Source organism: Extibacter sp. GGCC_0201, assembly GCF_017566055.1.
Lineage (GTDB): Bacteria > Bacillota > Clostridia > Lachnospirales > Lachnospiraceae > Extibacter.
This window is the reverse complement of sequence record NZ_JABFCH010000009.1, coordinates 93044-116198: the sequence shown is the minus strand read 5'-3', so window position 1 is coordinate 116198 and position 23155 is coordinate 93044. Positions and strand designations below refer to the sequence as shown.

25 protein-coding genes are annotated in these 23155 nt (G+C 42.2%); 14 read left to right on the top strand and 11 right to left on the bottom strand.

The genetic code is table 11. The annotated features are described in order from the left end of the window. Nucleotides 1–4: 4 nt before the first annotated feature. From HJV72_RS08305 to HJV72_RS08250, 12 genes are all read left to right on the top strand, one after another. Complete coding sequence (locus tag HJV72_RS08305) at nucleotides 5–241, top strand: helix-turn-helix transcriptional regulator (protein ID WP_208070191.1); 237 nt, start codon at nucleotides 5–7, stop codon at nucleotides 239–241. Continuing rightward, nucleotides 234–2303: a vWA domain-containing protein gene (locus tag HJV72_RS08300; RefSeq protein ID WP_442899295.1), complete on the top strand. Its 2070-nt coding sequence runs from the start codon at nucleotides 234–236 to the stop codon at nucleotides 2301–2303. The genes HJV72_RS08305 and HJV72_RS08300 overlap by 8 nt, the downstream gene beginning before the upstream one ends. A gap of 13 nt (nucleotides 2304–2316) precedes the next feature. After that, nucleotides 2317–3012: a hypothetical protein gene (locus tag HJV72_RS08295; protein ID WP_208070187.1), complete on the top strand. Its 696-nt coding sequence runs from the start codon at nucleotides 2317–2319 to the stop codon at nucleotides 3010–3012. A 54-nt stretch (nucleotides 3013–3066) separates the two neighbouring features. Next, nucleotides 3067–3582, top strand: coding sequence for an AbrB/MazE/SpoVT family DNA-binding domain-containing protein (locus tag HJV72_RS08290; RefSeq protein ID WP_208070185.1), 516 nt, complete (start codon nucleotides 3067–3069; stop codon nucleotides 3580–3582). Nucleotides 3583–3597: 15 nt separating this feature from the next. After that, complete coding sequence (locus HJV72_RS08285; protein ID WP_208070183.1) at nucleotides 3598–4158, top strand: RNA polymerase sigma factor; 561 nt, start codon at nucleotides 3598–3600, stop codon at nucleotides 4156–4158. After that, complete coding sequence (locus tag HJV72_RS08280; RefSeq protein WP_208070181.1) at nucleotides 4155–5210, top strand: SAM-dependent methyltransferase; 1056 nt, start codon at nucleotides 4155–4157, stop codon at nucleotides 5208–5210. The genes HJV72_RS08285 and HJV72_RS08280 overlap by 4 nt, the downstream gene beginning before the upstream one ends. An 18-nt stretch (nucleotides 5211–5228) precedes the next feature. Beyond that, nucleotides 5229–5477, top strand: coding sequence for a hypothetical protein (locus HJV72_RS08275; protein WP_208070179.1), 249 nt, complete (start codon nucleotides 5229–5231; stop codon nucleotides 5475–5477). Then, on the top strand, nucleotides 5474–6106 hold the full coding sequence (locus HJV72_RS08270; RefSeq protein WP_208070177.1) for a hypothetical protein: 633 nt from the start codon (nucleotides 5474–5476) through the stop codon (nucleotides 6104–6106). Before HJV72_RS08275 ends, HJV72_RS08270 begins: the two co-directional genes overlap by 4 nt. A 613-nt stretch (nucleotides 6107–6719) precedes the next feature. After that, nucleotides 6720–8723: an NAD-dependent DNA ligase LigA gene (ligA, locus tag HJV72_RS08265; protein WP_208070175.1), complete on the top strand. Its 2004-nt coding sequence runs from the start codon at nucleotides 6720–6722 to the stop codon at nucleotides 8721–8723. Nucleotides 8724–8760: 37 nt separating this feature from the next. Continuing rightward, nucleotides 8761–9450 carry a YkgJ family cysteine cluster protein gene (locus HJV72_RS08260; protein ID WP_208070173.1) on the top strand — a complete coding sequence of 230 codons (690 nt, stop codon included), beginning with the start codon at nucleotides 8761–8763 and terminating at the stop codon, nucleotides 9448–9450. Nucleotides 9451–9515: 65 nt separating this feature from the next. After that, complete coding sequence (locus tag HJV72_RS08255; RefSeq protein WP_243765578.1) at nucleotides 9516–9983, top strand: NADAR family protein; 468 nt, start codon at nucleotides 9516–9518, stop codon at nucleotides 9981–9983. 12 nt (nucleotides 9984–9995) lie between these two features. Beyond that, a complete protein-coding gene (locus tag HJV72_RS08250) occupies nucleotides 9996–10292 on the top strand; it encodes a hypothetical protein (RefSeq protein WP_208070169.1) in 297 nt (98 codons plus the stop codon). Nucleotides 10293–10445: 153 nt separating this feature from the next. On the opposite strand, the gene HJV72_RS08245 is transcribed toward HJV72_RS08250, so the two are convergent. From HJV72_RS08245 to HJV72_RS08225, 5 genes are all read right to left on the bottom strand, one after another. Next, nucleotides 10446–10757 carry a hypothetical protein gene (locus HJV72_RS08245; protein ID WP_208070167.1) on the bottom strand — a complete coding sequence of 104 codons (312 nt, stop codon included), beginning with the start codon at nucleotides 10755–10757 and terminating at the stop codon, nucleotides 10446–10448. Nucleotides 10758–10766: 9 nt separating this feature from the next. Beyond that, nucleotides 10767–10994: a DUF5348 domain-containing protein gene (locus HJV72_RS08240; RefSeq protein ID WP_208070166.1), complete on the bottom strand. Its 228-nt coding sequence runs from the start codon at nucleotides 10992–10994 to the stop codon at nucleotides 10767–10769. A gap of 44 nt (nucleotides 10995–11038) precedes the next feature. Continuing rightward, nucleotides 11039–11698 (bottom strand): recombinase family protein, encoded by a 660-nt coding sequence (locus HJV72_RS08235; protein ID WP_208070165.1) that lies wholly within the window; start codon nucleotides 11696–11698, stop codon nucleotides 11039–11041. 313 nt (nucleotides 11699–12011) lie between these two features. Further along, nucleotides 12012–12200 carry a helix-turn-helix domain-containing protein gene (locus tag HJV72_RS08230; protein ID WP_208070164.1) on the bottom strand — a complete coding sequence of 63 codons (189 nt, stop codon included), beginning with the start codon at nucleotides 12198–12200 and terminating at the stop codon, nucleotides 12012–12014. Next, the gene (locus HJV72_RS08225) at nucleotides 12190–12648 is read right to left on the bottom strand and encodes a sigma-70 family RNA polymerase sigma factor (RefSeq protein WP_208070163.1); all 459 of its coding nucleotides are present in this window, start codon (nucleotides 12646–12648) and stop codon (nucleotides 12190–12192) included. The genes HJV72_RS08230 and HJV72_RS08225 overlap by 11 nt, the downstream gene beginning before the upstream one ends. A 373-nt stretch (nucleotides 12649–13021) precedes the next feature. Between HJV72_RS08225 and HJV72_RS08220 the strand changes: the two genes are divergently transcribed. After that, nucleotides 13022–13357 carry a helix-turn-helix transcriptional regulator gene (locus HJV72_RS08220; RefSeq protein ID WP_208070162.1) on the top strand — a complete coding sequence of 112 codons (336 nt, stop codon included), beginning with the start codon at nucleotides 13022–13024 and terminating at the stop codon, nucleotides 13355–13357. A 200-nt stretch (nucleotides 13358–13557) separates the two neighbouring features. Here HJV72_RS08220 and HJV72_RS08215 read toward each other — a convergent pair whose 3' ends face one another. From HJV72_RS08215 to HJV72_RS08205, 3 genes are read right to left on the bottom strand one after another with little or no spacing between them, the layout of a single operon-like run. Then, on the bottom strand, nucleotides 13558–16122 hold the full coding sequence (locus HJV72_RS08215) for a hybrid sensor histidine kinase/response regulator (RefSeq protein WP_208070161.1): 2565 nt from the start codon (nucleotides 16120–16122) through the stop codon (nucleotides 13558–13560). A gap of 5 nt (nucleotides 16123–16127) precedes the next feature. Then, the gene (locus tag HJV72_RS08210) at nucleotides 16128–16490 is read right to left on the bottom strand and encodes an Hpt domain-containing protein (RefSeq protein WP_025641501.1); all 363 of its coding nucleotides are present in this window, start codon (nucleotides 16488–16490) and stop codon (nucleotides 16128–16130) included. 19 nt (nucleotides 16491–16509) lie between these two features. Further along, nucleotides 16510–18162, bottom strand: coding sequence for a diguanylate cyclase (locus HJV72_RS08205; RefSeq protein ID WP_025641500.1), 1653 nt, complete (start codon nucleotides 18160–18162; stop codon nucleotides 16510–16512). Nucleotides 18163–18322: 160 nt separating this feature from the next. Here HJV72_RS08205 and HJV72_RS08200 point away from each other — a divergent pair, with 160 nt between their 5' ends. Then, nucleotides 18323–19786 (top strand): GntR family transcriptional regulator, encoded by a 1464-nt coding sequence (locus HJV72_RS08200; protein WP_025641498.1) that lies wholly within the window; start codon nucleotides 18323–18325, stop codon nucleotides 19784–19786. 175 nt (nucleotides 19787–19961) lie between these two features. On the opposite strand, the gene HJV72_RS08195 is transcribed toward HJV72_RS08200, so the two are convergent. The 3 genes from HJV72_RS08195 to HJV72_RS08185 form a co-directional block, all read right to left on the bottom strand. Continuing rightward, the gene (locus tag HJV72_RS08195) at nucleotides 19962–21659 is read right to left on the bottom strand and encodes a S8 family peptidase (RefSeq protein WP_049947331.1); all 1698 of its coding nucleotides are present in this window, start codon (nucleotides 21657–21659) and stop codon (nucleotides 19962–19964) included. Nucleotides 21660–21818: 159 nt separating this feature from the next. Continuing rightward, nucleotides 21819–21944: a DUF3788 family protein gene (locus HJV72_RS19775; protein ID WP_242868062.1), complete on the bottom strand. Its 126-nt coding sequence runs from the start codon at nucleotides 21942–21944 to the stop codon at nucleotides 21819–21821. Between the two features lie 191 nt (nucleotides 21945–22135). Beyond that, nucleotides 22136–23065 carry an AraC family transcriptional regulator gene (locus tag HJV72_RS08185; RefSeq protein WP_025641494.1) on the bottom strand — a complete coding sequence of 310 codons (930 nt, stop codon included), beginning with the start codon at nucleotides 23063–23065 and terminating at the stop codon, nucleotides 22136–22138. Nucleotides 23066–23155 lie beyond the last annotated feature (90 nt).

Below are 23155 nucleotides of genomic sequence, written 5' to 3'. Positions count from 1 at the left end.
GCCTATGACAGAACAGGAAATGTACGAAAATTTTGCCCGGAATCTGGCAACGCTGCGTAAATCGAAAGAGCTATCACAAAGGACACTTGCAAGATTGCTGAATCTGTCGAGATACTCCATGATCAGCTATGAGAACTGCAGGGCGGCGCCATCTGCTTATGCGCTCTATCAGATATCGGTTTATTTTCAGATTCCAATGGAAAAATTATTAACTTCAACAATATTATCAGGAGGTGAATGAATTGCATGCAGATTATCGACTGCTGAAGAAACAAATTATAGAAGAACGGGATACTATAACGGACCAGGAGCTTTTTACTTCCAGTGCTTATGAAGATTACCAGAGCAGTTTAGCAGAAAGTGCAACAAAACGGTATTACTCCGGGGTACATATCGTCCTTGGCTGGGATACAGCCGAAAATGCAGACTACGCATACACGGATAGTAATCGCATTTTTATCAATGCTGCCAATCCCATTACAATAAACCTGCCCACCAGATACCTGAAATCCTTGAGTATGACAGGATTTAACGCACATGAATGCGGGCACTTGTTGTTTACGGATTTTACTGCGTTGCAGATTTACGGTAATTCTCTCCTCAATGGAAACTTCTATCCCAAATCCCCAAAAGCCGAGCATTACGAGAACAACCTGACAGAAATACAAGCGGCCATAGCCACGCAGGATAAAGCGGTTTGCAAAACCCTATGCAAAATGGCACATCATCTCACGAATATTATGGAGGATGTGTATATTGAAGCACGGATGTGCCAGAAATTTCCCGGCACCTTCGCCGCCGGCATCTATTTAAACAATGAACGATTCGAGGAACAGACGCCCTCTATCCAGTCACAGATTGATAAGGGGTATCGTCCTTATGCCATCATGATGAATTTAATCTTATCCTACTGCCGGAATGGTGATGTGAATAACATAACGGATTATAAAGGGGAATATCTTGACGCTTTGGAGGAATGTATCCCTTACATAGAAGACGCCATATATGAACCGGACCCGAAAGAACGCTTTTCGGCGGCAAATGAAATCCTTGTGATTCTATGGGATTACATTAAGCAAGTGGTGGATGAGATAGAAAATAGGCCGGAGCAGGATTCTGCTCTTGAAGAATTGGAACAGGAGTTGGAACAACAGGTGAATTCCGGGGCACAGCTTCCGCAAAAAAGGGGAAGGGCCAAGATAAAGGATTCCGGAAATATCTCTCCACAGGCGATTCGTCAGGGCCAACTGGAAGCTCAGAAGGTGCTAAAAGAGGAAACCGAAAGACTGGAAATGGAGAAAACCAATCAGCTTTCTAAAGGGCACAATCCCGGCGTCACATATAACCGCAATTATGCCGGGGCCGGATATCAGGATGCTGCCAAGGATATGCTTGAGGTATTGACAACACTGGCGACTGAAAAGGCAAACCTCACTTATGAAAAAGAGCTTTCTGCGGAATTACAAAAGCAGGCGGCGGAAATCCGATATGGCGACATCCATAAAGGTTGCCATGTAAATATCAACCGCATAACTTATGTAAGTCCGGATCTGAAAAGAGCCTATGATCAGGTAAAGGCGCCACTTTTGGCTATTTCCAAGCGGCTCCAAAAACAGATTATGGAAATCTTGGAGAAAAAGCGTAACAGTGAAAAACTAAGCCGCCTTCCCTATGGGCGAAGGCTGGAAGCACGCTATCTCTATCAGGATGACGGTGCATATTTTTCACGTACAAGGCTTCCGGGAGACGGTGAAGAACTGGCAGTTGCGCTGCTCGTAGATGAAAGCGGCTCCATGTCCGGTTCCTCCCGCATTACAATGGCAAGGCAGGCGGCAATTATTTTATATGATTTCTGCCATAGCCTAAATATACCCATTTCGATTTACGGTCATTGTGAAAGCTTTGATGTGGAGTTATATTCCTATGCGGAATTTGATTCTCTCGATATGAATGACTGTTACAGGCTGATGGATATGAGTGCAAGGGGCTGCAACCGGGATGGTGCGGCACTCCGGTTTGTGGCGGAACGTCTTGTTATCCGAAATGAGGAAACGAAAATACTCATCCTGATTTCAGACGGCCAACCAAACGGAGACGGTTATCATGGCACAGCCGCCGCTGCAGACCTGCGCGCCATCAAACAGGAATACCGTAAAAAAGGTGTCATTCTGTTTGCTGCCGCAATCGGGGATGACAAAGAAAAGATCAAAGAGATTTATCAGGATGGTTTTCTGGACATCACGGACTTAAATAAACTGCCTAAGCTCCTGCCGACACTAATTTCTCGCTATATTAAAGAATAGAAAGGACAATCTCATGAATGAACAACCTTATGTATCAAGCCAGATCTGCGTACTGAAAACAGACAAAAAGCTGGTCGCTTTTTATGACAAATTACGTGTTGCTTCCGTATATAACTATTCACAGCTTCATGCGGATGGTGAATACATGGAAAACAACCGGAAAGTACGCTCCTTGATTGGAATTACGCTTCTGGACTACTCACAGGGGACAGGACAAAATACCGTAACAGTGAAGGCAAACCTTCTGCCGGATGAAATTTTTTATATCTTTTCCCGGCTTCAGGCTGGTTTCCCGGTCTTTGAATTCCGTCAGGATAAAATCTTCGGAAACAAGGACGAAAACGGTTATTCTTCTGCCACAAAGCTTTCTATCACCAGAAACACACAGGATTACAAAGGGGAACCATTAAGAATCCCATGGAAGATAACAATGGAAAATGGCAAAGGAATTGCGGTGAAAAACCAAACTGGAGGCACTTATATGCAAAAAAACAGTTTCCAGTGTACAGCAAAGGCGTCCATCAGTATCACGGATGCCGATATGTTTGTATTACTGAACCGTGTCACCCGATACATAACAATGTGGATGATTACGGTATCGCCAAGCCTCATCAGCAACGGTAAAAATGCAATGCAGGCTGCCCTAATGCAGAAACAGCAGGCACTGCAGACTCAGGCTAGTTATCAGGAAGATGGTTATGCCGCATAAATCATTTTGGAAGGAAGCGCCTGCTTCCTTCCTTTTATGAAGGAGGAAATTTTTATGAGGCCAGCAATGATACGCACCATCGACGCACAAGGGCGATTCATCATCCCCTCGGAGATACGCAAGACTATGAATCTTTCCGATGGTGATGCTTTGGAAATCCACACAGAGGATAATCAAATCCACCTGACAAAATACTGCGGTACAGGCATCGATTCACCGGAGATCAAACAGTATTTGGAAATCCTATATTCCGTTATCCGTTGCAGTATTGCCATTTGTTCTGAGGATTACATTATCCTCTCAAAAGGAATCGGTCTTTTAGAAGGTGCTTCCGTTTCAGCGGATTTTAGCGAATATCTGCGCCGCCGGGAACAGATTATCTTTGACACGCCTGTGTATACAGGCCATTCAAAGGCATACCCGGTGGATACGCTGATTCCCCTGCCCGTCGGACAATTACAGCCACCAATGGGACTTCTGCTCTTTAGAAACGGAAAGAAGCAGGTCACCGATGAGGGCCGGCTCTGTGCTAAGATGATTGCAATGCTTATTTCAAAGAAATTCTTATAAGAAAGAAGGGATATCATGAAAAAACTATATGAATTAACAAAAACAGAACAGATTTTTGCCACAAAACACCATGATTTGGTGTACCAGTTTTTGAAGGGCACTTGTCTCCCGGAAAATGATTATTATGATGTAGCCATCTTTGGCTACCTGCAGGCGGTACAGGAATACCTACGGCGTCCCCAACTGGCTGATGGCTATTCTTTCAAGTCAATTGCATGGACCCAGATGCGAAATGCGGTTGCAGAGGAGTTTCGCCATATGAATCGTGCAAAGCGAAAAGCGGTTACTGTGTCCTATGTGGAAGATGGTTCCTTATGGGCGCTGAACCGTCTCTTGCCTGACCGTAAACCGGCGCTGGAAGATATGCTGCATGACCAGGACATCCTTGCAGAACTGTTATCCTACCTGACGCCCAAAGAACAGGAAGTGGTGCGGCTGAAAGCCGATGGATACAGCTATCATGAGATTGCCGAGCGATGCAATATCACTATCCACGGTGTACAAAGCCGCTTTACCCGTTTTCGGAACCGGCTGATGACAATACACGTCACACCACAGGGAGGAACTGCAGCATGAAGGAATTGGAAATCCAGCGGGCAGCCCATCTCTTAGAACAGGAATTTGGTTCTAACTGGCGGGCCATTGCCGAAGAATTGGGAACAGAAGGGTTAAGGAAGCGGGTTGGAAAAGATCTGACTTCTTTTATGGCCTTTCCAAACCGTGGTAATGGCGGTGACAGCCATTGGCGGGGCAACTGCTCCCCAGAGGTTGTCTCTGCGGTTTTACGTTATGTACTGGACACAAAAAAGTATTACGGAAAAGATACCAGCACATTTACGCTGTTAGATCCTATGAGCGGCTCCGGCACCAGCCAGTACGCTGCAAACAAGTATCAGGTGCGTTCCCTGCTTTATGACTTAAACCCTGCTCCGCTCTGCGGACGTGGGAATTGGAACGCACTGAAAAATGAAGTAGATGATTCAGCGGACTTGATATTCTTTCATCCGCCATATCATAACATCATCAAATACAGCGGTACTATGTGGGGCTCTCCTCATCCGGATGATCTGTCACGCTGCGAAAGCTATGAAGATTTTCTGGAAAAGTTAAATTATTGTGTAAGAAAATTTTTCTTTGCACTCAGAAAAGACGGGCGTCTGGCAATCCTCGTAGGTGATATTCGTACAAAGGGAAAGTTTTACAGCATTCAGCACGATATGATGCGGATGGGCAATTTTGAGTCCTTTCTGGTCAAAGGGCAGTTTAACTGCGTATCTGACAGCCAGACCTATCGGAAGCCTTTTATCCCCATCGTTACGGAATATTTGTTGGTTTACCACAAACCCGATGCACTTATGGTTCCCTTTAGCTGGAAACGAAATGACCAGTTTTCTGTTACCTGCGTTGACCTTGAATCCCTTACATGGCACCACTTAATTCGGATGACACTGGAGTATATGGGCGGGCAGGCATTCCTGTCCGAACTGTATGACTTTTTAAAAGGACATCCAAAATCCCAAAAGAACTGCCACTATCAGGAACGTATCCGGGCAACTTTATACGAGCATCCCAGTGAATATGTTCCCGTCTCACGCGGCTGCTTCCGCTTGATTTATGCGGTTGCTTAAAGAAGGAGTGAAATGACTATGGCAAATCAGAATATAATAGACCTGACAAACGCAAGGAAAAAAACACAAATCCTGACCGGCACTTTATCCCTGCCGCTTAGGGTTGGTGAACGTGCTTGGATTACCTATGGAAACCAGACCATTACCACTTCCTTAGTAAGGTATATTTGGGAGGTGGCGCCGGATAGTATCCTTTTTGAAACCTGCAACACAATTTATCGGCTGAATTATCTGTCAGCCGCCAAAACAGAGGTGATGTGCGCTTGACCACGCAAGAACTGGAGGGCAGCCTTGAAAGGCTGCTTTCCATCTTAAAAAAAAACCGGGAAAACGTGGACCCGCAACAGCTAAAGACAATCTATCGTCAGGCTTATCAAGCCTTGCTGCAGAAGATTCAGATCACAGCGACACAGTATGTCAAGAATATTGCACTTACGGGCCTGCTTGTCAATCCCAATGCAGATTTAGATGAACAGATAGCGGTCATAAACCGTACCATAGAGGACTCCGGTATGATGAAAGCAATCAGCCGCAGTATTTTTCAGTCCTATGATTTAAAGCGTGCCCATGGGCTGACCATGGAGCTTCGTCACAAAATCGAAGCCTCCCTGCAGCCTTTTATCGCTCTGGAAAATTATTGGGTTATGGACTTGGATCATCCCGAACAACACCCTGTGCTTTATAACACAATTATGCGTAGAGTTTACGAAAATGGCCAATGGGTTCCGCAAAAGCTGGACCTGCAGGGGAAATTTCTCCTGCAAGACCAGTCTGTAAAATTTTTTATGAAATGTATAGCAGCGAAAGGAGATGCACCAAATGACACAAAAGAACAAGGGACTTACCATGAAACTGTCGCTTTATTTAACCAGCGTTCAAATAAGAGAAGTCCATGAGTTATATCAGCGGCATTGCTTTTATCAGGATTTTATTGAGCGCTGCAACGAGCGCCTTCAGGATAAAACCGGGCTTTGCAATCTTCCCTATGACACACTCTCCGAGGAGGACTCCTTGTTAGATTTTGCTTACATATTATACTGTAAGTGGAAAGATTGCAATGTAACTTATAACACCACGCTGGATTCTGTCATTGATGAAGTGGAGAGTCTTCTGAATTGGACGAATTCTTATTCTGGATGAAGGTAAGTATCTTATATCAAAATTGCAGAATGACTTTGGGCCGCCCTCATGGACGGTCCTTTTTAATGCAAAGCCATACAAAATATAGTGTTTTCATATTGAAAATATCAATATATAGTGTTATACTGTGATTGTAGTAAATGTTTGTGCCTATCCGGAAGGATAACACATGTTGTTTAGGTTTGAAATAGATAGCTAGAAGTCTGCTCTGCATGATGCAGGGGCTTCTGGCTTTTTTTATTTTGCAGGGTTCTGCAGGGAAATGGAGAATGGCGTTACGCTCGTTCTTCTTTTTTTATACCCAAATAACAGGAAAGGAGGAGAAGCGGACAGCTTCCGGAATGGCATACAAAGAAAAGGAGGTTTGATATGACAACAGAAACTCAAATCAAAAGAATCAATGATCTTGTAAGCTGGCTGAATAAGCATCGGCACGCTTACTACAATTTAAACCAATCAAATATATCTGACTGGGAATATGACAAGCGTTTTGATGAATTAAAGGAATTAGAGGAGGATACAGGGATTGTGTTAAGCAACTCCCCTACACATACTGTCGGTTACCCTCCGGTCAGCAGCCTTGCGAAAGTAATGCACCCCATCCCCTTGCGTTCTCTGGATAAAGAGAAGCAGGTATCCGGGCTGCTTACTTTCATCAAAAATCATAACGTCCTGCTGATGCTGAAGCTGGATGGCCTGACTACCAAATTGGTATACGAGAACGGTCATCTTGTTGAAGCGTCTACCCGTGGAGATGGGGAAGTTGGAGAAGAAATCACACATAATATCCCTGTTTTTTCCAATGTTCCGTTGGAGATTCCTTATAAGCACCGCTTAGTCATTACCGGGGAATCCTTTATCCCCATCAACGATTTTAAAAGACTCAAAGATACCCTGCGTGACGGAAATGGCAGCCCCTATAAAAATGCAAGGAATCTGGCTGCCGGCTCTGTACGGAGCTTCAGTCCGGATAACTGCCGGGGTAGATGTATCCATTTTATGCCCTTTCATGTTTTGGAGGGCTTAGTGGAAATACCAGAATCCGACAGCCGGCAACGGAAACTGAGCCGGCTGAATACTTTTGGCTTTACCCCTTGTCCTTATATTTCGGTCATACAGCCAGGCTTGAATGAAGCTCAGTTATCACAGCACATTCAGGACCTGGTCACGCTGGCGGAAAACAGGAATCTTCCCATTGATGGAATCGTTGTCATGTATGACAGTCTCAGCTTTTCAAAAAGCTGTGGATATACAGGGCATCATAACAAGGACGGAATCGCCTATAAGTTTGAGGATGAAACCTATGAAACGATTCTAAGGAACATCGAATGGACACCATCCCGTCTCGGTGAGATTGCACCCGTAGCCATCTTTGATACGGTAAACATCGACGGATGCGACGTTTCCAGAGCTTCCCTGCACAATGTTTCTTTCATAAGGAAGCTGGAATTGATGCCAAGCTGCCGCATACTCGTGTCAAAACGGAATATGATTATCCCTCATGTGGAAGATAATCTTGACCGTGGACATTATCAGGATGTGACGCCGCCCATCTGCCCTTGCTGTGGCGGAAAGACACGTATCTATTCCCGGAAATCCAGCGATGGAAAAATAGTCTCCACATTACACTGTGATAACCCGGATTGCGAGAGCAGGCTGCTGAAAGGATTTGTTCATTTTGTCAGTAAAAAGGCCATGAACATCCGTGGGTTGTCTTCAACCACATTGGACAAGTTTTTATCCTATGGTTGGCTTAAAATATTCACGGACATCTATCATCTGGATCGGCATAAGGAAGAAATTGTAGCAATGGATGGTTTCGGAGAAGCTTCTTACCAGAATCTTTGGGATTCCATAGAAGGAAGCCGCAACACCACCTTTGAGCGTTATCTGGTAGCAATGGATATTCCTCTTATTGGGAGTACCGCAAGCCGCCTGTTAGCTGCAGTCTTTTCCGGGGACTTAGATGCATTTGAAAAAGCTGCGTTGGATGGATACGATTTCACAGATATTGAAGGAATCGGAGAGATATTAAACCGAAATATACACACTTGGTTCTCTATTGAAGAAAATTTAAAGTTATGGAAGGAGTTACAAACTATGATGAATTTTGAAAATGCACTGAAAACAGCAACCAATGAGGGCACTACATTTGCAGGCAAGACGGTCGTGGCAACCGGAAAGCTTGACAATTTCACCCGTGATGGCATCCATACAAAGATTTTAGAGCTCGGAGGCAAGCCCGGCAGCTCTGTTTCAAAGAAAACAGACTTTCTGATTGCCGGAGAAAAAGCCGGAAGCAAGCTGGAAAAAGCAAAATCACTTGGCGTGACGGTCTTAACAGAGCAGGAATTTTTAGACATGATTGCCTAAAGCAGTACGCAAAATACAATACGGAGGAAATAAAACCATGAAGCAAAGTTTAATTGATGAATACTTAAATTCTACTATCAAAGCCGATGAAACCTTTCAGTTTCATTGTACCCAGTGCGGGAAATGCTGCCTGAACAGGGAGGACATTATCTTGACGCCAAAAGATTTATTTCGTATTTCGCAAAAGCTGACCATGCTTCCTGAAAAGGTTATCAGGCAATATTGCGATGCATATATAGGACGCAATTCACACCTTCCTGTTGTCAGACTTAATCCACAAGGGCAGCTGAAACGCTGTCCTCTGTTGTCTGGCAACCAATGCTCAGTTCACGATGCAAAACCAGCCGTATGCGCCATATTCCCTATTGGGCGCTTTATACGCATGGAGAAAGGCTCTCACTCTATATCCCCCAAAATTGAATTCATTTGTCAGAATCCGGGGTGTGGTGATAACTCAGAAACACATACGGTACAGGATTGGCTTTCCAGTTTTGAAATTGAGGTGGATGACTGGTTCTTTGTTAAATGGACAGAGTTGTTAGCGAAACTCAGCATGGCCATACAAAAAACCGAGGGCATACTTGATGAAATGGAAATGCGTAGATTATGGAATCATTGTTTTAAATATTTATATCTCAATTACAATCCATACCAGCCATTTAAGGCTCAGTTTCAGTCTAACAGGAACAATCTTTTGAAGCTGGCAGAAATGTTTTCTATAGTTTAAATGCAACAAGGGGTGCGGTTTTTCCGTACCTCTTTTCAAAAAATGAATATGATGAGGTGATTAAATTGCAAGAAACACAAGGTATCTCAAAAATTACATCCTTCAGAGGAAAATACGCTTTTCTCAGCAATTTTTATAATGCTCCTATTATCTACCGTGGCCTGCGCTATGCCAATAACGAGGCGGCATTCCAGTCACAGAAAACACTCTATCCAAAAGAGCGCCTGAAGTTCTGTAGTTCTCAGCTTGCTGATCCTGCGGAGGCAAAACGACTTGGACGCCGGATCACGCTGCGTCCGGACTGGGAAAAGGTCAAGATTATGCTAATGTACGAAATCTGCATGACCAAATTCCATCAGCACCCGGAGCTTGCACAGGCATTGCTAGCGACAGATAATGCTTTACTCATTGAGGAGAACGTGTGGAAGGACCGGTATTGGGGAATGTGTGACGGTTATGGAGAGAACAATCTGGGACTTATCCTAATGGACATTCGAGGAAAGCTAAGAATGGACTATCAAAGAGCAATGTAAGTGGAGGAAAAAATGTTTGAAATTAAATATAATGGAATACTATATAAAGCAGGACAACCAATTATCGGCACTCCAAAAAGCGATTACCATGGACTCCATGGCGTGATTCTGGAAATACGGGATGGCAGTGAGAAGGAAACAGATAATCCGACACCGGATATTTACTGCTGTTTCGCTCCGCCACACTCCCCAGCCGAAATCAGGGATCTGGAAAGACGTTTTTCGGAGCTATATCAAATATCAAAAAGCATAGAGGACATTCCCTTAGACCTCGTTATTGTGGCACCGGATGAAATACGGCTGCTGTAAGCGAAAATATGATGGCCTGTATCTGTATCAGTGTTCGTGCCTTTCTATAAGCATATAGTGAAGATGGGGTTGTATTATGGCCGAAAGCATAAAAGATTTGTCTCAATGCCGTTAGGATTGCTCTGTTGGAGAGGATAATACTTCGGACCGCCCTTACTCGGACGGTCCTTTTTCACTTCTGTGTGGTTGCAACAGTTCACCTGCCTGCGTAAGAAACTCCTCTTTATCCGATGTTTCCAAGAAAAGTTTCCACAAGAGCTCATGCAGTCTTTGAGGTGGCAGATTCCCGCACTGTGACTCTATCATTTTCAGGAACGGATATACCATAGTATTACGGATATTCCCCCTGGATAGAAGCTGTTCCTTTTCCGTACCATACACCTCGTGTAAACACTCCAGCATAATTGCCACATCATTTACGGATTTCATAATAAACCGTTCATACTGCCTTTGTACTGTCTGCATCTTTCCCTCCTATATCCGTACCGGCAAGGCATCCAAACACGTGGTTCGCAAACCGACCAGATACCATTTGTCCTTGTCGCCCATTTCAATCCGAACCGGCACCCATTCATTTCCTACCCGCACTTCAAAGCATTCGCCGCAATGAAGTCCCCCATAAAATTCCTCCAAACCAAACCGAATATCATACCGCCCGGATCTCTGATCCAAAAATAAACTTCCTTCTCGTAACTTCCTCATTTCAGTACCTCCGCAAAATTTTATTTTATATAAAATAGAAACCCTTAATTTTGTCTTTCAGGAATTTTATTCTGTTTTTTCAGATATTTTTTCCGGTATCGGTAAAAGGTGGTGCTTGCCATCCCCAGCTCCCGCATGAGTACCGTAGGCGTGACCTCTTGCCTAAGAACACGCTCGTATGCTTTCGCAAAGGCCTCCGCCCCCATTACTGCAGGTCGGCCATAATCATCCCATTCCCCGCGACGCTTTTTGGCCTCAATGCCTTCCCGCTGGCGCTTTTCTTTTTTCTGCATTTCAGCTTCCGCAAAAGAAGCATACATCTCCAGCATTAGATTGTTGATGGTCTCCATCATCAGTTTTGCCAAACCATTCTCCATCTGAGACAAGTCTACAAGGGTGGTTGGCAGTTCAAGTACCATAACACGCACTTCCATATCCTTTAAGTGCTGTAGCTCTTTCAAGATTTCTTTTTTATTTCTCCCCAGCCGGTCTACCTCCGTAATAATTAACGTATCACCCGCACGTAACACGTCTTCGATCAGGACAGTATATCTGGGCCTGTCGAAATTTCTTCCAGTCCTTTTTTCCATATAAATATTTGTTAATGGCAGTTTATGCTCCCTGCAGTATTCTCTGATCTCTATATCGCCCCGGTCAAGGTGCTGCTTTGCGGTGCTGGCCCGGTGATACCCATATATACTCATTTTTCCTCACTCCTTCTCCCAAAATGTCCACATCTTTAGGTGGGACGTCCCAAAACCTTTTTTGCATACTTTTTGGTACGGAAATCATGGCTTTTTTTTGATTTCCAAAATCCTTACTTTTTGGTACATATATAAATACGGTGTTTAAGGAAAAAGCGCAAAAAACTCCCAGAGGTTGTTACTCCTCTGAGAGTGGTTGAAAATTATATCGGATACACTTACCGTATAAAAATATTTCAGATACCATGTGCTCGGTTTGATTTTTTTATTAGAATGCACATAGACATCTGCTTTCCCTTCTGGCGTTCATCATTTACTCAAGTATCTGAAACCTCCGAATACACACCAATAGCGTTCCCGCCAGCTCCTGATATAAGTCCTCGTCAAAGTTGCCCTCTACGATAGACTTCTTAATCAAAAGCGGCTTATACATTTCAAAAATCTGCACAACAGCAGTCTCATTCCCTTCTCTTGCCTGTAACAGCAACTGTTCAAAATTCATCTTTTGTTCCCTCCAGTTCTTTCACCCATTTCCGGATTTTCTTTGTTGCATAGTAATAGCGGTTCTCCACTTTATTTGGCGCTGTTTTTTGCTCCGCCGCAATCTGTTCAAAGGATTTTTCTTCAAACACATGGGCGTATAACAATCCCCGTTCTTCTGGCTTTAATAACCGGATAGCGGCAATCAGGCTGTCATCCGGCAGCGCCTCCCATTCGGGATAGTCGCCATGTGCCTCTTTTTCTAAGATCGTCTCTTTTTCGTAGCTCTCAAATAGCTCATCAAAATAAGCAGCGGACTCAGTGCCTATGCTGTCCTCTAAGTAAAATTCATGCATTTCCCACCGATTTTTTTTGTTCAGATAGTTTAAGCGTTTTCCCTCGATAGAACGAGCCAGATAAGCGGTAAACATATTCTGGACTTTATTTTTGTATGTCTCTTTGTTCTTCATTGGTATCCTCCATGATTCGTAGCCTTTGGTTCCCATTGGTGGTGTGGGAATTATGGAGGCCCTCTGCAATTTAATCCATTTTTCGACAAAAAAATACCGAAACGATTTAGAACCGTTTCGGCGTTATATGAAGATAAATTATATGGTATTAAGCAGTATATTGCGTATATGAAGGTGTGATATTTTTGTTTAAAGTCAGGGGTTTTTTTCCTGATTGAAAACTATTTCTATACTGTCTTAAAAATATCAAGTTCCGACAATCCTTTCCTTATATTATTTAACACGTGTTATGTTGCGCTTTTTGCGTTCTATGTTGCGCATAAAATTTACAAATAATACGTTAAAATATTCTAATAAGGAAGAGGTGAAAACGATGGATCAAAAGATAAAACTTGGAGATGCAGTAAAACGGGAGCGTGATAGAAGGGGCATGACACAGATGCAATTAGCTGACGCTACCGGTGTATCCCTCCGTACAATCACAGACGTGGAAAGCTACGAGGCCAACCCTCGTTTTGATACATTATGCCAACTCATTCAATATCTTCGTATCCCTGTTCATGAAATTTTTTATTCAGACAAAGAACCGAGGATTGTTTACCAAATACTGTGCAACGAGCTTTCCCAGTATTCGGAAGATGATTTGAAGATTGCCAGAGAAGTGCTGGCGGGATTGGAGAAAGGCTTACATCCCGATAAGTTTCACTGATTATCCATCTTCAGCAAGGAGTTATAACTTATCAATCTATGAGTAATCTGTGGAAACTCTGTGAATTTTATAAAGTAAAGATTCAAGAAAAGCAGGAGCATTGGGGCACCCTCTGTAAGGAAGGTGCCCCAACGGCTTTCGTATCATAAAGGGGATTGAGAAACCGTTGTCTTTTGCATATTTCTCTAGTATAGATAACATTATGATAAATATCTTTTTAATAAGCGGGTCAGCTCTACGACATCAATCGGCTTTGCTATATGGGCATTCATACCACATTTCAAGCAATGCTGTATATCGTCAGAAAAAGCATCTGCGCTCATAGCTATGATTGGAATAGTTAAGGCATCGGGATGGTTCAGGCCCCGAATTGATTTTGTGGCCTCATATCCTGTCATATGCGGCATTCGTATGTCCATAAGAATGGCATCGTAATAACCTTCTGGTGAACTTTGGAACTTGTCCAGACATATCTGGCCATCCTCTGCCCAATCCAGCTCTACCCCTAAATCGGACAGCAATTCTTTCGCAACTTCCCAGTTCAGTTCATTATCCTCGGCAAGCAGAATACGACGTCCGGATAGATCGATATTTTGATTCAATGTCTGGTCATCTTCCGTTTCAATGTCCATATACTGACGCAAAGCATGATACAGCGTGGATTTAAAAAGGGGCTTGGAAATAAAACCACTAATCCCCGCTTCACGGGCCTCCGCCTCAAATTCACTCCAGTCGTATGCGGAAATCAGCAGAATCGGTACTTCATCACCTAAATTACTTCGGATTTCTCTTGCTACCTGAATCCCATTTATGTCTGGCAGTTTCCAATCTAATAGAATGATTTGATAATCATCTCTCTTTTTATGGTGTTGAATTACCAGTTCTATCGCCTTTTCTCCGCTTAAAGTCCATTCAGCTTTTATTCCGATAGATTTTAGTGCGTCCGTGGCTGTCTCACATAGTAACTCGTCATCATCAACCACCAGCATATTCCACGAGGGAAGAACCATATCCATATCCATTTCCACTGCAGCCGCCTTTTCAAAATCAAACGTGAGAAGAAACTCGGTACCTTTATCAATCTCACTTTTTATATCAATGGCTCCTTCCATTGCGTCCACAATGTACTTAGTAATCGCCATTCCCAAACCGGCGCCCTCAGTTTTATGTATTCTGGCTCCATCCGCACGGCTATAGGATTCGTATATCTTTTTCAGGAAATCTGGCGACATACCAATTCCGTTATCCTTGACCTTGATATGAATTCGGACATAATTTTCACCTTTCGGAGATTCTTCTTCAGAAAGGGATAATTGTATCGAACCGCTCTCCGGTGTATATTTCGTTGCATTTGATAAGAGATTTAATAAAACCTGATTCAAGCGGATACCGTCGCACCACACATTTTCTGTTGAGATATTTTCAACATGTATGTCGAAGGTTTGCTTTTTTGTCTTGACCTGTGGCTGCATAATATTAACAATTCCTTCAACAACTTCTTTTAATGAAATTTGTTCTGTTGTTAAAGTTAATTTCCCACTCTCGATTTTAGACATATCTAAAACATCATTAATCAGCCCTAATAAATGTTTACTTGATAATGTAATTTTTCTAAGGCAGTTCTGTACCTGTTTCCGGTCATCTATGTGGGCTGTGGCAATGGCAGTCATGCCAACGATTGCATTCATGGGGGTACGGATGTCATGGCTCATATTTGCTAAAAATTCGCTTTTGGCTTTGTTCGCTTCAAGAGCCGCCTGCCGGGCTGTCTCCAATTCACGCACCTGAGAACGGGTTATGGAGAAATACCGAAGAAAAATCAAGGTCAGAATAATCAAAACAGAAGCACAGGATAATAGTGTCATGAGTATACGCTGGCTGCTCAGATTATTTATGGCATCATCCAATATACTATAAGGCATTACAGATACTAAATACCACTCAGAATAGGGTAATAAGATACCGTATATTTGCCGTTCTTCGCCCTTTACTTCAAATGTCATAGCAAATTCCTGATGATTTTTTAGTGCGGCACCAAATTCTTTAATAGAATTATCAACAGATAACTCATTGGCCGTAGGATCAAGCTGTTTTTGTAGTTGTTCAAATAAATGCCACAACTCCGTATTAGGGTTCTGTATAACAAAACTACCGTCTGGCCTGATAATATGATAATACATCAGCTGCCCATCGTCTTCTAAGGAAAGGAAATCAGTAATATATTCCAGAGGAGCGGCTGCAATCAGGCCAGTGCTCCTATCTCCATTGTGCATCGGGTAAGCAGCATCAACGCCAAACAATACCACTTCATTTCCATCAGCATCAACGCCCACAGAGACTCGTTGCTCTCCTTGTAATAATGCTTCAACAAAAGGTTCCGGATTAAGTGGCTGTATGGATTGTCCATAAAGTGTCTGAAAATCCCCCTTGGCAGAACAAAGTGCTAAATAGTCAAAGCCCCTGGCCTGCGTTCTGTAAATAAGTTCTTCATATAGACTCTCCCTATCTTTGTTATCTGTTGGGACAACAGAAACAACGCCGCTGACCTGATCAAAACGTAATTTAATCACAGTTTCAAAATGTCTGGACATCTGTTCATTCATTCCGGACATATAAATATTCCCAATTTCATAAACAGTATTTTTACTTTTTCGGCTCATATAGACTCCGAGCAGACTGAAAATAATAATACTGAAGATCAAAAGCCCAATGAAACTGCATATTAGAAAACGTGTTGTAGAATTCTTTTTTTTATTGTTTTCCATTGATGTTATTCCTCCGTGGAACTTTTAAACTCGTTAATAGCATTGATTGTTTCATAGTAATCCATTGATAATCTCGGCATCATATCGCTTGCTGTATTCCAGTCGTTTTCTTTTAATGCTTTTGTTACCAAATTACTGCTCTCAAACAATCTGGTAAAAGCAAGATTTTGACAAATCCCTTTCAGTGTATGAACGGCTCTCAGCGCTTCTTCATAATCCTTATTTCCCATAGACGTTTCAAACAAGTGAAAGCTTTTATCGTCCAAGAATTTGTAAACAAATTTTTGAACGATTTGTTCACGCCGCAGTCTGCCCAATACCTCATCAAAATCACCGCCAAATTTTATATAACAATCTTTTAGGTTCATAATCACAATTCCTCCATTTTTAAATGTTGTCTGGTTTGCTTTCTTCCTCGTTTAGGAAACATATGCTTACTTGATTTTTTACTTTTTTTGATTGATACATCATATTGTCTGCCGCTTTGAAAAGTTCTTTTGTGTTCCCTATTCCATATACTCCGCCTATGCTTACAGACATATGTAGTTCGGGATATTCATCAATTATCAAACAATCGACGGAATGCCGGATCCGCTCCAGTTTTTTCTCAAATATATCTGCCGGTATACTGAAAAAGATAATTACAAATTCATCGCCACCATAACGGATAACAGCATCTGTTTTTCGTACACAGGATAAAACGCTTTGTGCAATTCTCTGCAATACGATATCGCCAACATCATGGCCGTAATTGTCATTGATATGCTTAAAATTATCTACATCGATTACCACCATTGCCTGAATATCGTCTGCTCTTTGAAAATGCTCGTCATAATAACGGCGATTGTAGACACTAGTTAGGGAATCAATATATAGTAATTTTAGATGCCGCTGTTTGCGAGACAGGAAAGTGTATTTTTCATAGGAAAACAGCCTGTCGTAGTCGATTTTATTTCTTATATCCTGAATATTTTTCGTTTCTTGTTCAGGGGAGACTTCCATAAGCTCACTTTCAAGAGTATCTGCAATTTCTTGTAAACACAGTAAAAGAGAAGGATTAAATGCACCGCATTGTCCTTCTAAAATCATTTTCAAAGCTTCTTCATGTGAATAAGCTTTCTTATAACATCGCTCACTGGTCAAGGCATCGTATACATCAGCCAATGCAACCACTTGAGCGGCTATGGGAATTTCCTCTCCCTTTAATCCATCCGGATAACCATTACCATCGTACCTTTCGTGATGCCACCGGCAAATCTCAGAAGCCACTTTGATAAGCGGAGCTTCCTGCTGCTCAATGGGTAGGTCTAACAGCATGTTGGCACCAACGACTGAGTGTGTTTTTATGACTTCAAATTCCTCTGCTGTTAGTCGTCCAGGTTTATTAAGTATTGCATCCGAGATTGAGATTTTCCCAATATCATGCAGCGCTGAAGCAGTGCTGATTAAAGAAATATCTGCTTTGGACAAATGGTATTGATCTGTAAGCCGAACCAACTGTTTCAGCAAATATTTTGTGATCGTATTAACATGCAGTATATGTAGGCCGCTCTCTCCATTACGGAACTCCACAATATGAGATAAAATTGAGATCATCAGTTTATTATTCTTTTCCTGCTCATGAAATTGTTCTGCAATAATTTTTTCAAGGCGCTGCTGCCTTGCATATAAAAACATCGTATTAGAAATGCGGCGCTGGACAATGGTCGAATCAAAAGGACGGCTAATGTAGTCAAAAGCCCCCAAGTCATAAGCTCGCTTTATATTCGCAGGAGAATCATCCGCAGAAATCATAATAACAGCGAAGTTGTCATTCCAGTGGTATTTGTTTATGTAGGCTAATACTTCAAATCCGTTCATTTCAGGCATCATAATGTCCAGAAGCAGAAGGGAGAAATCTGTTCTTTGCTTTGAAAGAACAGAAATTGCTTCTACACCATTCTCAGCCTCAACTACCTCATATTGCTCCTCCAAAATATCCACTAAAAGAGCGCGATTCATTTCTGAATCGTCCACAATTAAAATTTTTTGTTTTTCCATGATATTCAAACTCTTTCCTAATAATTATACAGTTTTATTATATATTTTATCCCATATGCTAACAATAGCCATATTGGTAAGGTATGCAAATAGGTTTGCGTTTTTTGATGCTGACAAAATGGGTTCATTATGATATAATCAGGCAGATAGGAGACTAGTAATGAAACCACAAGAAACAAAATTTTCATTTGTATATAACGAAATTAAGCAGAGTATTTTAGATGGGCAGATACTTCATGGAAATACCTTGCCATCTTCAAGAATGTACTGCGAACAATTCCATGTTAGCAGATATACGATTAACCGCGTTTTTGACGCATTGAGGGAAGAAGGATTAATTGATATTCAGCCTCGTCTTGCACCGACTGTTGTTTCAACAAAAGATATTTGTAATTCCTCAAACACTGTTTTTGAGATTTTAAAACAAAAGGAAGAGATTTTACAGGTATATCAAACTTTTGCTCTAATACTTCCTTCACTTTTAGTTTTTGCATTGCAGGGATGTGATGTGGAGGTACTGCCTCACTATAAACAGGCGGTGAAAGCATTGCGTTTAGGATATACCGCTGGTGGATGGCGTCCTCCCTCTAAATTAGGATATGATATATTAAGAATAGGCGGTAATCCCCTATTCAGCGAACTCTATTCTACGTTTGGCCTTTATAATAAACTTTCATTTTTTACAGAAGAGTGCACTTATTTCTCTAAGCATTTTTTACAGGAAGCTGTATCTGTAGCCAAGGTCATTCCAGATATTTTAAAAGGCGATGATCCACTCATAATGTACAACCTGCTCTCAGATATGTATCAGAAACTTACGGATTTCATTGAAAATACGTTAAATCATCTGTCAGAGGACACCCCCAAATGCCCTTCACAAACTGGTTTGAAGTTTTCGTGGAATCCCATGCGTGGTCAAGATTATTGTTACTCAAAAATTGTTGATGACCTGAATCTAAAAATCGGCCTTGGAGAATATTCTGTTGGAATGTTTCTTCCATATGAAAAGCAACTGGCCAGCCAGTATGATGTTTCTATATCGACGGTCAGAAAGGCTTTGTCAGAACTTGAACAAAGAGGTTTCGTAAAGACATTAAACGGTAAAGGTACTATAGTTATTGAACCCGATAGTACTAAACTTCATCAGCTGGCTCTTAATTCCGGATATGTAGAAAAATCACTACGTTACCTTCATGCCCTGCAGCTAATGGTGCTAATTATTCGCCCAGCTGCTTTAGCTGCAGCTTCACAGTTTGCTGGTGAAGAACTGTGCGAGTTGGCGGATAGATTTACTTCTTCTGACTCTGTTTATTTGGCAGATATTTTGGAAGCCATAATGAAACACACCACGTTAGAACCTTTATATGTTATATTATCTGAAACCAATCATCTCCTTGAATGGGGGCACCATTTTGCTTATTATCCATCTAAGAAACATACACTTTCACATCTCAACAAGCAAGTCATTCTTGCGCTTCAACAGTTGAGGAAAGGTAATGCAGACTCCTTTGCGGATGGCATAGCAGAGTGTTATCGTTACAATTTGGTTCGTATGAAGAAGCATATGGTAGAAAAATATAGATTTCGTAATGTAGCTAATATTCGAGTTCCAGAAAAATACTAGCCTGAATAAGACCAGTAGGGCAAGAATATCTTGTTTCTGCTGGTCTTTCCCATTTTATCCCAGAATCTTCTGCCATTCTACACTTATGAGTTCTGAAAGGGTAAAGCCGACCGTATGGCCTTATCCCTCCAAAGCGGATTCGTTGTGCTAACAGCAGACTGCATTTTGTAATACTTCAAAATCTTTGCAAGGCTTCAAAAGCGCCGTATAGATTTAAGATTCCATACCCCCAGGAACGGTTAGGATACAGTTCATTATTGCTTCTGTCAGCCCCTCGGATAAGAAGTTGCTTAATTTCTAAACTGCTCATGGCAGGCCAATTTCCCCTTACAATGCCCCACTCCAAGATCAATGCTGCTGCCCCAGCTGTCACTGAAGCAGCCATGCTGGTTCCGGTCATAAACACAGAACGGTTTCCCGGACCTATCGTTTTCACGTCTACCCCCGGAGCTATAAGATCTGGTTTGATCCTTCCTCTTCTTGTGAAGCCTCGGCTGGAACTAATATAAAGACTTTTATTCTGCACATGATAAGCCCCCACTGTAATAGGAATCTCTGCATTTGAGGGTTCGGTCAGAGTAATATCTGGATTTGAACTTAAAAATCTTGTACCTTCCGCTATAAACCCAGTTACGGGCATCCAAATATTATAAATCCTACTGAGCACGTTAGTTCCATAGACCCGCAGACGCCAAATCCCCGGTATAGGAAAGAACATGCGGATTACAATGAGTTGATCTCCACTCTGAGCTTCCAATGGCTGGAAATCAATATATATGATTGTCCTTTCAAATATAAAATCAAACCGCTGACTTCCGCTTCTAGCAGAGGGTCGGGGTACCATTTCTCCTGTCGGGGAGATTAAAGAAACAGACAGCACATCCGGTGTGCTTCCCCAGAGTTCCATTGTAAGCCCATATTCCCCTTCTGCCACTCGAAATTCTACATCTTCATATTCCTGCCCCTCTTTCAGAATCCCATAAAAATGATGCCCTTGATTTGCCTCATTGCCTCCTGCCACTACAATACAACGCCCCACACGAGAGCCAATGGCGTTGATATAAGAAGCAAGGGGAGAAGTCCCTTCATGTCCTCCCATATTAGTTCCCAAGCCAATACAGACTACAAGGGGTTTTCTTTCTCGCAATGCCAGTTCATGAAGATACCGGAGTCCCAGCATAATATCATTTTCTTGATAAGCAACCACATCCGTTTTTACACCGAAATATTGTTTCAGATACCCTTTCGCAGGCTTCAACTTCACAACTGCAATATCTGCTAGCGGGGCTGCACCAATCCAACCAGTTTCTTTATCCCGGCTTCCAGCGGCTATAGCAGCCATCTGTGTTCCATGTCCTATTTCATCCCTGCTGGGAACAATTGAAAAAGGAATGTCGCTCTCTAACGCTTGATTGATGATCTCCCGTCCATAAATACTGCCATAGTCAATTCCATCCGGTGTGTTTCCCGTCTGAATAGACTGATCCCAGATTTCTATAATCCGGCTCTTTCCTACCGAGTTTTGAAAACAGGAGTTGGTATAGTCAATTCCCGTATCCAAAAAGCCCAAAATCACACCCGCTCCTTGTAGCTGCAATACTGGATGCTTTTGTATTTGCAGTATACGTGAATCTACCAGACTTTCATTTTCCAACAAACCATATAGTTTTGGAAATACTTCATATTCATAATCAGTTCTGGATCTTGTTTCCAAATATTCTCTGGAAACATAATATACATCATAATAATCATTTATCATCTGAAAACACACTTCCGGAAAAAAACTTTCCAAGCCATTGGGACTCCAGCTGGACTTCCATAAAAAATCAGCATATTTGTCTGAGACAATTTTCTCTCTGCAGCTTTCCATCATTCCCATACTCCGACAATATTTGTTATAATATATGTAACTTTTATGGCTTTGTGTAAACTAACAGATATTTTATCATAGTTGTAAAACAAATCCTCCTGAAAAAGAAACATAGAGGCTATCAAATTCCTCAAAGAGAAAAAGCATTCGTGAATTTCATTATTATTGAAATAAACCGTTGTTTTTGAATACTGTCTGCACATAGTCGGAACATTGTGGCATAAGAAACTCTGCCTCCGTAAGTTCACGACTTCCTACAACCACAAGAGCGATAAAATAGCCTTGCATCGGATAGCGCGTACAAAGAGACTTTCCACCTTTTTATTCTTAATATTCCAGCCTGCCTGCTCCGATAGGTGGACTGGATATGGTTATTAAAATCTGTCCATAACGGATTGTTAATGTATTCCGTGACTTGCTCCAGTGATGGAGGTTGTTCATTTGAATATAGCGCATTCCAATCCATCATAAATTCCTCCTTAGCTTTTATTTTTCAGCGGCAAGGGCTTAACCCAAATTTCCATGTAGGCCATGTCCTCCGCATCTCTGTAATACTTCTCTGCAGAGAAGGGCTCTGTGGTCAGGCTGTGGTGCTGCAACCATGTACCAAAAAGGTACTTGCTGGCCTGATCCAAAGCTACCGTCACCAAATCCTCAAAATTTTCTGCTTCAACTCTGCAAACGATGTATTCTCCTGCCGAGAGTTCTCTCTTAACAAAACCATCTTGCAGCCGGTCCGGAATATTTTGAACAAGGCCGCCTGCAAAATAAGTGAAAAGGTTTTGTGCAGTACCTTCCGCATGGGACATTCCCATTTCAACAGTAGTATTAAGATTGGCTGCGATTGAAGCCTTCTCCATGTGATAACGCTTCCAAAGCTGTCCTGGCACGTCTACACCTGTGCTTTCACCAACCGGCATTTGTTCAGAAATGCAAACCTCTGTTTCCAATCCGAAATAAATTTCCGGTTTTTCCAATGTCTTTCTCTTAATCTCCAAGACGATATTTCCTACCACCAGCGGAACACCTTCGTCTATTAAAACATAATTCATGGAAACTTCCGGCTTATCGAATGTATTGAGCATTGGTAAATCCCTCCTGTAGCTTTCAGGCGTAATCCCATACGTTTCCTTGAAAGCCCGTGTAAAATTCGCATGGCTTGAAAAGCCATATTCCAAGGCAACGTCAAGAATCCTCTGGTCGGTACTTTTCAGATTTTCAATAACCTTTGCCAGACGGCGGAGCTTCACATATTCCTGAACCGGTTTATTTACCAGCCGCTTGAACAAGCGCTGAAAATAAAAGGGGGACAGACCGACAGTATTTGCCAGTTCTTCCGTTGAAATTTCTTTTGTCAAGTGTTCCTCGATAAAAGTCAAGGATTGTTCGATTGCTTCATATGCGTGCATTGCGGCACCGTCGAGTAGACAATCTCGACATTCCTTTCTCAAATTTTATTTGTTGTGAAAGACTTGCCTATTGCCCCTCACAGAACCGTA

Bases quoted from the DNA above. Each gene is read 5' to 3' on its own strand.
- ligA (WP_208070175.1), top strand. From the start codon at position 6,720: ATGACAACAGAAACTCAAATCAAAAGAATCAATGATCTTGTAAGCTGG.
- HJV72_RS08285 (WP_208070183.1), top strand. From the start codon at position 3,598: ATGAAAAAACTATATGAATTAACAAAAACAGAACAGATTTTTGCCACA.
- HJV72_RS08220 (WP_208070162.1), top strand. From the start codon at position 13,022: ATGGATCAAAAGATAAAACTTGGAGATGCAGTAAAACGGGAGCGTGAT.
- HJV72_RS08240 (WP_208070166.1), bottom strand. From the start codon at position 10,994: ATGAGGAAGTTACGAGAAGGAAGTTTATTTTTGGATCAGAGATCCGGG.
- HJV72_RS08305 (WP_208070191.1), top strand. From the start codon at position 5: ATGACAGAACAGGAAATGTACGAAAATTTTGCCCGGAATCTGGCAACG.
- HJV72_RS08215 (WP_208070161.1), bottom strand. From the start codon at position 16,122: ATGGAAAACAATAAAAAAAAGAATTCTACAACACGTTTTCTAATATGC.
- HJV72_RS08290 (WP_208070185.1), top strand. From the start codon at position 3,067: ATGAGGCCAGCAATGATACGCACCATCGACGCACAAGGGCGATTCATC.
- HJV72_RS08185 (WP_025641494.1), bottom strand. From the start codon at position 23,065: ATGCACGCATATGAAGCAATCGAACAATCCTTGACTTTTATCGAGGAA.
- HJV72_RS08260 (WP_208070173.1), top strand. From the start codon at position 8,761: ATGAAGCAAAGTTTAATTGATGAATACTTAAATTCTACTATCAAAGCC.
- HJV72_RS08250 (WP_208070169.1), top strand. From the start codon at position 9,996: ATGTTTGAAATTAAATATAATGGAATACTATATAAAGCAGGACAACCA.
- HJV72_RS08280 (WP_208070181.1), top strand. From the start codon at position 4,155: ATGAAGGAATTGGAAATCCAGCGGGCAGCCCATCTCTTAGAACAGGAA.
- HJV72_RS08235 (WP_208070165.1), bottom strand. From the start codon at position 11,698: ATGAGTATATATGGGTATCACCGGGCCAGCACCGCAAAGCAGCACCTT.
- HJV72_RS19775 (WP_242868062.1), bottom strand. From the start codon at position 21,944: ATGCAAGGCTATTTTATCGCTCTTGTGGTTGTAGGAAGTCGTGAACTT.
- HJV72_RS08225 (WP_208070163.1), bottom strand. From the start codon at position 12,648: ATGAAGAACAAAGAGACATACAAAAATAAAGTCCAGAATATGTTTACC.
- HJV72_RS08245 (WP_208070167.1), bottom strand. From the start codon at position 10,757: ATGCAGACAGTACAAAGGCAGTATGAACGGTTTATTATGAAATCCGTA.
- HJV72_RS08200 (WP_025641498.1), top strand. From the start codon at position 18,323: ATGAAACCACAAGAAACAAAATTTTCATTTGTATATAACGAAATTAAG.
- HJV72_RS08195 (WP_049947331.1), bottom strand. From the start codon at position 21,659: ATGATGGAAAGCTGCAGAGAGAAAATTGTCTCAGACAAATATGCTGAT.
- HJV72_RS08230 (WP_208070164.1), bottom strand. From the start codon at position 12,200: ATGAATTTTGAACAGTTGCTGTTACAGGCAAGAGAAGGGAATGAGACT.
- HJV72_RS08205 (WP_025641500.1), bottom strand. From the start codon at position 18,162: ATGGAAAAACAAAAAATTTTAATTGTGGACGATTCAGAAATGAATCGC.
- HJV72_RS08210 (WP_025641501.1), bottom strand. From the start codon at position 16,490: ATGAACCTAAAAGATTGTTATATAAAATTTGGCGGTGATTTTGATGAG.
- HJV72_RS08275 (WP_208070179.1), top strand. From the start codon at position 5,229: ATGGCAAATCAGAATATAATAGACCTGACAAACGCAAGGAAAAAAACA.
- HJV72_RS08295 (WP_208070187.1), top strand. From the start codon at position 2,317: ATGAATGAACAACCTTATGTATCAAGCCAGATCTGCGTACTGAAAACA.